At 50.3% G+C, this 12,137-nt stretch carries 2 protein-coding genes, 3 tRNA genes and 1 rRNA gene; 1 reads left to right on the forward strand and 5 read right to left on the reverse strand.

Going from position 1 to position 12,137, the window contains the following annotated elements; genetic code table 11:
• Nucleotides 1-636: 636 nt before the first annotated feature.
• Complete coding sequence (locus I2E77_RS02770) at nt 637-9,267, reverse strand: beta-N-acetylglucosaminidase domain-containing protein (RefSeq protein ID WP_195450576.1); 8,631 nt, start codon at nt 9,265-9,267, stop codon at nt 637-639.
• Between the two features lie 1,194 nt (nt 9,268-10,461).
• On the opposite strand from I2E77_RS02770, the gene I2E77_RS02775 reads away from it, so the two are divergent.
• Complete coding sequence (locus I2E77_RS02775; protein ID WP_195450577.1) at nt 10,462-11,334, forward strand: LysR family transcriptional regulator; 873 nt, start codon at nt 10,462-10,464, stop codon at nt 11,332-11,334.
• A 159-nt stretch (nt 11,335-11,493) separates the two neighbouring features.
• On the opposite strand, the gene I2E77_RS02780 is transcribed toward I2E77_RS02775, so the two are convergent.
• The 4 genes from I2E77_RS02780 to I2E77_RS02795 form a co-directional block, all read right to left on the reverse strand.
• Nucleotides 11,494-11,569: transfer RNA gene (locus tag I2E77_RS02780), tRNA-Asn, on the reverse strand.
• Nucleotides 11,570-11,576: 7 nt separating this feature from the next.
• A 5S ribosomal RNA gene (gene rrf, locus I2E77_RS02785) occupies nt 11,577-11,693 on the reverse strand.
• 57 nt (nt 11,694-11,750) lie between these two features.
• Nucleotides 11,751-11,825, reverse strand: a tRNA-Glu gene (locus I2E77_RS02790).
• Between the two features lie 50 nt (nt 11,826-11,875).
• Nucleotides 11,876-11,951 (reverse strand) — tRNA-Lys (locus I2E77_RS02795).
• Nucleotides 11,952-12,137: the final 186 nt, after the last annotated feature.

Below are 12,137 nucleotides of genomic sequence, written 5' to 3' on the forward strand. Positions count from 1 at the left end.
TCCCTTTCATTGGCCTTATGCCATGCCGTACTTCCCCTGTTCTGCAAAGGGTTTTCGAACGGTTGCCTCCTTTTAATCCCAAGGGAGTCCATCTGACTTCTCGCTTTTTTCTTTGTAGAATACGTTCCTCCTATCCTTCAACGCGGATGCCATGGCGATCAGATCACACACTTCACCATGAGGCAAGCTCATATGAAACATGATTTTCCCGTTTTGATAAATCCATGGGCCTGATTTGTTTAAATTACGATAGACAATCCGATGTGATGGTTGCAATTCCATGTTGTATGTGCGAAACTCGGCTTGTCATTTATTTTTGAATGTCCTCCTTCTGTTGTTTCTTACAGTTTCCAGACCGTAAACTTATTCAGAAGGAGTTTTTCTTTCTATATCATCGGCACAAGCCTTCTTTTGAACCACGCGACTATCGCGTGGTTTTCTTTAAATATAAGGAAGGAGCCCGGCACAAGCCGGGCTCCTTTTTATATTTTGGAAGGAAGAAGAAAAAACGCTTATGGATTCCCGTCCGCCGTCCGGGGTGAGGTTGCCCGGACGGCGACGATTTAGAAAAGGAACACAAATAGTTGCCTAGTAGCGGCCAGGCTGTTGCCTGATTCCGCATCTAAGGAAAATTGCTTACGCTCCGATGGTCACCACACAGTGCTTCTGCGGTGCGCCATTCGGCAGGGTGGTATAGATGCCAGAGGACTGGCCACTCTCGCCCACCGCCCAAATGCGATAGTAGAAATCGTTTCCAATCCGTGCAACGAACTGCGTCTTAAACACGCTGCCGTCTCCCACGGTAAAGCTCGGGACCATGGTGTTATCACCGTTGCAAACTGTCATCTTAAAGCAGTATGCCTGCCCACGCTTCATCGTAAAGTTTACGGTCGTATCGCTGCGCACATATGCGCCGGCTGCTGCAACGCTCTGGCCTGCAGAGACTACGCCTGCCGCGCCGTATGCGTTGGAGGAATTCTGGGAAGTGCTACCCTTCGATCCGTTTCCAGGATTCGGAGCGGGTGTCTCCGCCTTTTCCAGGCCCTGTTCAGCATCTTGCAGCTGATAGAACGCTGTCGCCAGCATCTGTCCATCCGCTTCTTCGTCCGCTGCTACCGCCTTTGCCGCAGCCAGCGCACTCCGGAACGTTGCGGCACTGCTCGCTGTATAAGCGTCCAGGTCTACGCGTTCCATTTCTGCAATATATGCTTTCAATTCTTCTCTCGACGGGATCTTCCGCAGGTTCAGCATGGCTTTCACCAATGCCTGGGCTGCTTCGTCAATCGCAGACTGCGTGGCATTCTGATCCAAAGCTTTTGCCGCTGCATAAGCGGTTTGGAATTCTTCCTGGCCATCCGGCAAGTACTTTCCAGCCTCGATATCTTTTGCCACGGTCTCTGCTTTTGCAAGAGCAGCATCCAAGGAAGTGCGGTCCGCAACTTTTACCAGGGCCTGAGCCGCATTCAGCAGGGCATCATATGCCGCGGTGATGTCGTTTTCCAGCGCTTCGTTGTCCGCCAGGACATCCGCTGCTTGTTGCAGGGCTTCCGCGAACGGCGCCCAGCTTGTGCTGGTATAATCGCTCTCGGACAAGTTCTTCAAAATATCGTACAGGTCTTGCAAGGCGCTCTTATCGCCCGGCTGGAAGTCCAAATAATGGATGACATCCAGCAAGTCGCTCCACGCCTGGTCGATCTCTGCCTGCGTTGCCGCCGGGTCTTCGATAATCTTTCCAGCAGCATCGTAAGCCTTCATGAACGCTTCTTTTACGCTCGGGATCAGCTTATCCACTGTGCCATCATCGACATAAGTCTTGGCGTATGCATAAAGCTGCTCCAGAATCGTCTTGTTTGTGACATCAAACAGGAAATCGCTTTCGGTTCCCACGTCTTTTGCCGTCACAGTGTACGTGTAGGAGCTTCCGGTGATATTTTCGGTCTTGCCGTTGACCGTCACAGCACGGAACTGCTCGCCCTCTCTGCGCGGTTCAAACGTCAACTCTACCTGCATATCATCCGTCATGTCTTCTATGACGTATTTTCCGAGCAGGTCGGCAATCTTCTGCGGCTCGCCGTTCACTTTCAGTGTGACGTCTTTGCTGTTATAGGTGATTACCACGGAACTAGATGCCACGGTTCCCACCACTGCAAAGGCGCTGTCTGCATTGAAGTGGTCGCTCTGCCATACAACAACGCCGTTCTTCACGGTGCAATCCACATTCCGGATCACGCCGTCATTGGATACTTCGACAACACGCAGGGTATCCGGATTCAGCTGGGCCGGAACCGGTGCGGAAATCGTTGCGACGCCATTGGGTGTTACTGTTGCGCCGCCGGACTGTACATCCACGGCATACGCCTTGAAGCGCTCCTGCGTTCCTGCGAGGGAATTCTTCAGTGCGTCCACGGCTGCCCCGGAGGACAAGTCTTCGACAAACAGTTCGCTGTCTGCCGGCAAAACGCCGCTATCGCCATGGACGGTGACGCCTGTCGCTGCATCCAGCAGGTCAACCGGCAGTGCATTCAGCTGATCAGCAGCTGATGCATAGGTGTAGAATGCCACATCGTCAATCTGGCCCTTAAAGGCTGCCGTCGTGCTGCCAATCCGGTTCAGCGGGGTGATCAAAGACGCCCACTGGTTTCCGCCGGTCGCCGTATTCTCCAAGGTATGAACCTTTTCTCCATTGACATACAGGGTGGTTTTTGTGAATTCCATGACCATCGTAATATGTACCCACTCGCCCTTGGGCAATGTGTAGTCAAACGAATAGTCACGGAAGTCGCGCGAGAAACCAAACTTTCCTGTCTCTTTCTGTACGGCCTTGATCGCACCGATCGAGGACTCGAACAAGATCTGCTCGCTGTCGTCGCTATCGGCATCGCGCTTGACCCAGAAGTCCAGCGTAGTATTGATACGCGCATCCGAAACCGGCGTCTCTACATAGCTCTCGCCGCCTGCCAATGTCAGTGCCTTGCCGTTGTGCCCGTCCGTATAGGATACGTTCACGCCTTCGCCCAGCAGGTTGTATGCGTTTGCAGAGGAATCGCGCGTTTCTACGCTATCTTCGAAGTCATAGCGCAGGACCGTCTGCGTATTGCTCTCGACTTCATAAGTCGGGTTGGTGTTCGGCGCATACAGCACTTCTTCCGTCAAAGCATCGATCGCCGCCACATCATAGTCTTCGCAGCTGCTCCACAGCTTCTCGCCAAAGGTGGGGAGGATGTCAAACATACGGTCAAACAGTTCGACGTCCGTGGTACCATTGTCTCTCGGCACGCCTTCGCTGATCTCACCTTTGCCGGTCCTGTCGTTCCAGAGTGCATAGGAACCGCCGAGCATCTGCGGATCGCCCGCCGGAACGACCAGTTTGCCGCCATAGATCTTGGTCGGGTCGTACGTATTGAGGATATGGCTCTTAGACAGATAGTCCCAATAATAGCCCGCGCCAGGTACGATATAGACATCGCCATCGTTGATGTTGATCATCTGATAGCCCTTGTCGTACATCTCCTGGGCATCCGCGTAGCCGACGTACCACATGTACATCTGTACGTTCTCCGCCGTGATCGGCGTCACGCCGTCGTTCTCCGTCTGAGAGCCCCAGAGCCGCGGCGTATGGTTCATTTCGTCGCGAATGAAGCGCAACAGGTCGTCCTGATATTTCCGGAACGCTTCCTTGCCTTCCTGATTAGAACCCTTGTACTCGTCGGTACCAATATTGACTACGGTATCCTCCAGGAAGACCGGATCCTCCTCTTGCATGTATTCTGCCCATACGGACTTGATAAATTCAATTGTTTCTGGGTTACTGACATCCAGGTAACTACTGTTCGGCCCGTCGCGTCCCAGGTCTGGGCGCGCCCAAACAAACGCCAGGGAATGTCCGGGGGTGTCAAATTCCGGCACAATATTCACGCCCTGCGCCTTGGAATCCAACAGGAAGTTCCGGAATTCATCCTTCTTGTAATGGAGATCTGTGCTGGACAAGCCCGGTACGTCCGATTCCAAACGGAAACCAGCATATGTATTGTCGAATGAATTATCCGACAGGTGCAGGTTTAGGTCGTTCATTTTATACCAGGACATCTGCTTGACCCACATCTCCAGGTATTCCATCGGGATCGCCTTCCGGCCAACGTCAAACATGAACCCGCGGACCTTGTATTTCGGATAGTCGCGCACCAGGCCCTTCGGGATGGTTGTGCCAGTCTGCTTGAGGATCTGGAGAATGGTACGTGTCGACCAGAAGGCCGCTGTCTCCGTGCTCATGCGGATGGTGACGGCGTCGCCGATCTCCATGTCATAGGTCTCTTTTTCCAGCTCGATATCGCTCGGCTTGAAGTAGAAATCTCCTGCGGACGGATTCTGGCCGATTTCCACCTGGATCGGGTTGCCCGTGATATCCAGATAGTCCTCTGCGAAGCGGTCCGCCATATCCTTGTAAGATTCATCCAATGCGGGATCGAGCAGGATGCGGCTGTTTTCGGTGATTTCAAAGTTCCCCGTATGGCCAAACCACTGCTGCAGCTCCGGCAGCACCTTCGGCTTTGCATTCTGCGAAAGGGCCGCGTCGTACTGGCCGGGGACCGTCATAGGTACTTCATACAGAATGGTTTCATCCGGGTTGGTTGCGCTGACGAGTTTGTACTCAACCATCACGTCGGTATCCACCAACGGCTTGAGGATATTGCGGTTCGCATCGATGACTTGCTCATAATCGGTACCGCCATAGGTCACTTCAACGCCTTCCGGCATCTCCGGGATCTCCAGCTTGGTATCCTCGTCCGTCAATTTGATGGAGCTCAGAAGGTTCTTCGCCTGGTCAATCTTGCCGACGAAATCCAGATCCTGATACAGCCCAAACTCGCAGAGTTCTACGCCATTTCCGCCTTCTACAGCGTCAATCACCAATTTGACATACTTGGACGTATACTGTTCGTCCAGGATGAACTCCTCTTCCGCTTGCATCTCACGTTCGCCTACAGAATAGATCGACTTCCAATCCGTGCCATTGTCGGAAAGCTCGATATGGAAATCCACACGTGCGTCCGTGTTGTTCCACTGAAGCTTCAGACGGTTGAACGGAACTGCTGCGGGAAGCGTAACCTCCAGGGAAGCGGTATTCTCAATGTTTCCGCTCGCCCAATAGGTGGAGAGGTCGCCGTCCAACGCATAGTCGGCACTGCTTTCCGGCGTGGTCTGGGATGCCTCGGCAAAACGGTTCTCCGCCTTATTGACGTTGGAGACATCCTTCGCCCAAATGCGGACTTCGTAGATGGATGCGTTGCCACTGCTGACGCCCGTCAGGCCGGAGAAGTCATACCGGAGATACCGGGCTGTTGTCCCTTCCGGAACCACATCTTTTACCCACTGGCTTTCGGTGTTGTTGCTGCGGTCGATGCACGGGGTAAAGGTGACGCCGTCCGTGCTGGTAGAAATCGTATACAGATAGGCTCTCGGCTCTACGCCGTAGAACAGCGTATCAATCTGGGAGATTTCCTCTTCTTTTCCGAGGTCAATCATCGCCCACTGCGGGTAGCTGCCGTCTGCCGCTGCCCAACGGGTTTCCAGGTCGCCGTCCGTCATATTGGCCGCTACGTTGCCTTTGCTGATTTCTTCACCGGACACTGTCATCGTCTTTCCAAATGCAAAGTTGGCAGGATCCAGGTGGTAATCACCGGGCAAAGGCTCCGGCTTCGGCCCATAAACCTCAAGCTCATAAATCGAAACAGAGGGATAACCGCTGTGTTCGGTGCACAGGATACGCACATAGCGCGCTTCCTGCTGCTCTTCAAACGTAATCGTCTTGGTCGCTTCATGTTCGCTGATCGGGACAGTCGCCGCATCGGTCCACTGCTTGCCGTCGTTGGAGAGCTGTACCTTGTAGCCCACATCAATGGAACCGAAGCCTTCCCAGAAGATCTTCACAGAATTGATCTTGCAGACCTGCCGGAGATCCACCTGGAGCCAATCGCCGACGCCGCCGCCTTCATAGGCCCAACGGTTATTCTTGCCAACCTGCCCATCGACTGCCTTATCCGGCGTATTGCCGTAGTTGTCGGCAGATGCTGTTGCAAAGCGGCCAAGCGCCAGGTTGACGTCCTCCTCTACCGGCTCCTCATCCGGGTCCGGCCCATAAACTTCCAGCTCGTAGATCGAGATGGAGGGATAACCGGTATGCTCGGTGCACAGCACACGCACAAAGCGCGCTTCCTGCTGTTCGTCAAATACCAGTTCCTTCGTTTCCTCGTGCTCAGCAATCGGGACGGTCGCCACATCGGTCCACTGGCTTCCGTCGTTGGACAGCTGCACCTTATAGCCCACCTTAACAAGGCTGATCCCTTCCCAGAAAATCTTGACAGAATCGATCTTGCAGACCTTTCCGAGATCGGCCTGGAGCCAATCGCCGACGCCGCCGCCTTCATAGGCCCAGCGGGAATCCTTGGCGACTCTTCCATCGAACGCCTTCTCCGGCGTGTTGCCATAGTTGTCGGCCGAAGCAGACGCGTTGCAGTTCAGAGCCAAGTTGACCGTCTTATCCTCCGGCGCATACACCTCAAACTCATAGAGGGAAGCATTGTACTGCGGCGGGTTCGACTGGCTGACTTCGATCTTGACATAGCGCGCCTGCGTCCCTTCGGGCGCTTCATCGTCCACCTTTCCGCGCGTAGTGTTATTGCTCCGATCCACACAAAGCTCATAGGATTGGCCATCGATGCTTGTGTAGATCTTATACAGATACGCGCGGGTGGTTTCGCCATAGAAATAGGACGTAAATCTTGCGATATCGTGTACTTCACCCAAGTCGACGATGGCATATTCCACATGGTTGTAGTCGCCTGTGGAGGCGCCCCAACGGGTGCTCATGTCGCCGTCGGTCATTGCTGCGGCCGGAGTCGTATCCGGTTTCTCGGTTGAAACGGTCACCGGCTTGTGCAACGCAAGGTTTTTGCTGGTGTCAGGCTGTTCGCTCAGCTGATTGATCGCAAATTCCTTGATATTGATCCAGCGGTTGGGTGAACCGGTAAATTCATCCACAAACTCGTCCGTAGCAGTGTACCGCAGGTACTGCGCCTGGATCTCCAACCCTTCCACCGAGACAATGTTTGTGTCGTATTCGCCGATTTCATTCCAAGTTTTGCCGTCGGCAGACCATTCCAACAGGCCCTTCTTGAAATAATGCGTGCCATCCATCGTGATGACGACGTCCGTAATGTCCGTCATCTGCCCCAAGTTGACGCCAAAATACGAGCCCTTTGCCGCTGGGCTGAATTTATCCGTGCCCGTTGCCGTAGAAAGGCTGCCGTCGAGCATGGGCGCATAATTGATGGAGAAACTGCCGAATCCGCGCGGCACAGGTTCCTCACCCTGGGCCAACTGAATTCTGCATTCCAGCAGATACTGGATGTTCTCGATAAACGGTTGTACTTCTTTTGATGCAACAACCTTATCGTTTGTTCCGGTTGCGCTTTGGTATTGTGCGCGCAGATCCGTCAATGCCTGCTGCGCCATCGCAAGGGATTCCGGGTCGTCCAGAGAAACCAGGTCTAGATCCATCAGGCCCTGTACGGTATCCCGTGCAGCTACTGCGATATTGCCCATCTTGTCCAGCCAGGGGCTGAGTTCTTCCGAAATCCCGTTTGTCCCCTCGTAAGCCTTGAGTGTCTCAACAGCATCGGCAAGCTCCTGGAAGCGATCCACAAGGATTCCACCGGATTCCGTGCAATCCTCGCCGTTCGCATACGCCTGCTCAAATGCTTCCATATCCTCCAGGATATAGGCCGATTCCGGTGCATTAAACGGATTCCAGCCGTAAGTGGAATTCTGGGAGAAGATCCGCAGCGCCTCTGCCGCTTCCGGATCATCCGGGATCACCCAATCAAAGGATGCCTGCCAGCTGGCGTCGGAATCGTAATCATGGGTATTCCAGGTATAGTCCGCTACGCTAAACAGGGAAACCTTGGAAATTTGCGCCTGGTTCATCGGGTTAGAAACCAAACCGGAGATGTTTTCCACATCCGGATACAGGCCATTGGACGGCCCCATGTGCGCATAGCCAGCGCGGCCCAAATCGTTGACGGGATAGTTCCACCAGACATACACCGGGCGGTTGGCATATTCACAGAACCAGTCGATCATACCCTGGTCAACCTGCGAAACGACCCAGTCGCCCGTCCACATAATCTGTACATCCTCAGGAAGCGCTTCGTCCAACATCTTCAGATGATTCTGCGTGCCGGTCGTCCCGTCGTCTTTCCGGTAGACCTGCGGGCAGAAGATCAACGGCTTCACGTCGCCCTTCTCTTCAATATACGCTTGAACACCGGCTGCAAATGTGGCCAGGTTTGTGAAATCCGTCGAAGAATCGTCGAAGAACAAGCCGAACTGACGCACGCCGATGCTATACAGCTGGTCAAATTTGTCAAGCAGCGCCTGGAGGTCTTCTTCCGATCCCAGGTCAATGCTCCCGCCCGGATGGGCTGCCCAGACGAACTGCACCTTGGTCTCACGGCCCAGTTCAACCAGCTCCTGGAGCTCCGCCAGCTTGTCATCCGGATAGGGATCTTTCCACTGCCCTCTGTGATACGGATCATTCTTGGGGCCGTAGAGATAGGAGTTCATCTTGAACTGTCCGCAGTACTCCATGATGCTCTTACGGTTTTCATGGCTCCACGTGCCATAAAAGCCTTCGATGAAGCCGCGGAACGCAATGCTCGCATAGTCTTCAATCAACAGATCGCGGACCTCGCCGTCCGCCTGGTTCAAAATCTGGTCCAGCGTTACCAGGCCATAGAATGCGGCGTCGCTTGTCGCACCCGTGATAGCGATGGTCTGGTCTGCACTATTGACGGACAATACATAGCCATCAATCTGGTCAACCGAATTGCTGGCATCGTATTTTCCATCCAGATAGGCATCGTCTTCACCTTCGTCGTTATGTACGCCCACGAAGAGATTTACCTGATCCTCGGAAGCCACTTCGGAGAAGGTGGCATCTATGCCGTGCTCCTCCAATACGGTTTCCGCCTTGGACACCGTATAAGGATCCAAATCATCTTCCAAGACCACATTGACGCCATCCAAGAGCGACAGAGAATCCGTACCGTAATCCGCGTAATGCACCTGCGGATAGATTTGGTATCCGTCTTCTTCACTCTTTTCAGCCGCGAATGCTGTCCCCATGGTACTTGTTACCATGGAAAGCGTCATGGTCAGGCTCAATACGCCGCCCATGATGCGCTTGAATAACATTCCTTCTCTTTTCAAAAAATTTACCTCCTTATGTCACTTTGGAACAAACGCATACTCTCTGAATCCATTTCCTCCTTTCCCATCTCACCCGATGTGTGAAATTAGATCAAAACAAAACATCACTAGACAAAAGCTTTTGACACCTAAACAGCATCATAAAGCCTGCCTAATGACTGATTCTTGTTTTGATCTCAACAAACCGCAGTTAAAATTTCACACAACTGAGCGGCCTCGGTGTTTGTCGTTACAAAGTTTCTTTCATTATAGAAGTATTCCAAAAATTTGTAAAACAATTGTTATTTGTTGCTTCTGGACACAAAATTGTGGAATATAAAACAAGCAGTTTCTTTTTATCTATATTATATAAAACATGTGATTTCTATAGTACAATTTCATCTGTTTTATAGCAATCATATCCTTATAATTTGTTTCAATTAGGAATTTTCTTTTAAAAGCTCTTGAACTGGCTTCTAAATTTATTACAAATAGGAATTTTAATTACAACTTCCACTTGGTAACAAAAATGACAAGATTATTCAAACAATGATATTGTATAAATTGTATAAATCTTATCTTTATATTCTCTAACAACTTGGAAGTCAAAAAAATCCCCCTTGTTCCATCGAAGTTCTTTCTTCATTATGAATCTTTCAAACGATTCCTTGCCTTTTCATGCTTCTATTCCGCTATCGTAAAGATTTGTACAATTTCTTCTATAATGTTATGTTTTTCAATTGGACTAATAAAAATATGGAATGTATTGGGAATAGGACATTTTCGCTAAGTCTTTCTATGTATTTTTTCTTCCTTTCTAAGAGCCACATGCTTCTCTCACTGTCTCGCGAATATTTTTTCTTAAAAATAATTTATCCCCAATATTTGAAAAGTAATTTCACACTGATAATATTGTCGCGCTTTTAAATAATACATATACTCTTTCATACACCTAAAATTCCATTTCCGGTTTCCAAATTTCCTGAAAAATCCCCCGGCTGGCCTTCAATGGGATGCATGTTGATAAATCTTTACATATCCTTCATTCTATACCTTGATCCATGCAAAGTCTTGTTTTATACAGAAAAATAGCAGTGTCATTTTGTCTATTATTGCCAATGGTCATAGCGGCTTGCATTTGACACAGGCAATTATTTTGTGATACGATACAAATACTGTAAACTTATATATATCTTTATGGGGGAGGATCTAATTTTGACACTTAAATGGCTTTATTATTTTCTTGAAATCTGTAAAGATATGAATATGTCAAAAACGGCCTCTAGGCTATTTATCTCTCAGCAGGGACTTAGCAAAGCCATAAATAGCCTGGAAAATGAATTGCAGTGTACATTATTTATACGCTCACACTCAGGCGTTACATTGACGGATGCGGGGACATATCTTCTGCAACAGGGACATCAGATTCTTGATTTGATCGATACAACTCAAAATCATTTGAAACAGTATTCCGAATCTCAAGATATTCAAATCTCTGTTCCAAATGGCGCAAGTGCGATCTTCACAAACCGGTTGCCGAATCAATTTGCCGGACGGCCGATTTCCTACACAGAAGTTGATGAAGACGAATGGATTTCTGGTTTGGAAAAAAGGAGTTACGACGCTGCGATCGTGAGCGATTTGGTCAATTCTGGGAAATGGTATGTTCGTCCTTTTTATAAGGAATATCTTGCATTGATCGTCAGCGCACAACAGCCGATTACCAAAAGTAACCCTCCTGACCTGACACTCCTAAAAGGGCAAACTATTATAATAAACGAACGCCTATTCAATACATATGATAAATTTTTGAAACGTATGGCAAAAAGGGGATTGACCTTCTCAAAAGTAATCCGAACCTTTTCTCCCTTCACGGCAATGCATCAGTGCGCGCAGGATATCGGTGTCTGCTTTTTGGGGGAACATGCACTTTCGTTGCTGCATTTTCCGAATACAAAGGTACTGTATCCCCACGATCCAGAGATGTCTTTAGAATTCTTTTTTGTCGCTAGGTCAAACAACATCAAGGGCCTGGTGTCTGATCAGCTCTATCAACATCTATATGATTGTGTTAACAAAGAGGAATAAGGCCGGATAATTGGAGCGAATGGCCGCTTCATCTTCCTCAATCGTATAAAAAAAGCGTCCGAGAGTTTTCTCATCGAACGCTTCTTTTTTATCGCATCTAAGTTTTCGTATTACTAAATAAACGAAAAAGGAACTACAAAAAGTAGTTCCTTCATCAAATGGCTCCCCCTGTTGGACTCGAACCAACGACCCTGCGGTTAACAGCCGCATGCTCTACCGGCTGAGCTAAGGAGGAATGTTTGTGTTGGCGTCTTCCTATTGTCCCGGGCCGTCACCAGCCAAGTATCTTCGGCACTAATGAGCTTAACTTCCGTGTTCGGGATGGGAACGGGTGGACCCTCATCGTCATCAACACCAACTCTATTTATCACATTCCTGTGTAAATAGCTCTATATTCATTTTTCCTTGTTTGCTTTTGGTGACCCGTGCGGGAATCGAACCCACGTTAACGGCGTGAGAGGCCGCTGTCTTAACCGCTTGACCAACGGGCCATATCGTCAGCTCAGGAGCCGGAGGGTTCCGGCCCCTCTCTGACCTTCTTTGGTGCACCATCAGGGACTCGAACCCGGGACACCCTGATTAAGAGTCAGGTGCTCTACCAACTGAGCTAATGGTGCAGACCTGTGGCCTCGCCGCTTCCGCGACTTACCATTCGCCAGTATACCTTTTGCCAGTACACTGAAAACTGAATAAAGATTTAAGATAGAAGTTCTTGGAAAAAGCTTCGAACCAAGGAACTATGGTCAAGCCCTCGGCCTATTAGTACTGCCAAGCTGAACATGTTACCATGCTTACACACGCAG

Source organism: Anaeromassilibacillus sp. 1001302B_160321_C8, assembly GCF_015554745.1.
Lineage (GTDB): Bacteria > Bacillota > Clostridia > Oscillospirales > Acutalibacteraceae > Anaeromassilibacillus > Anaeromassilibacillus stercoravium.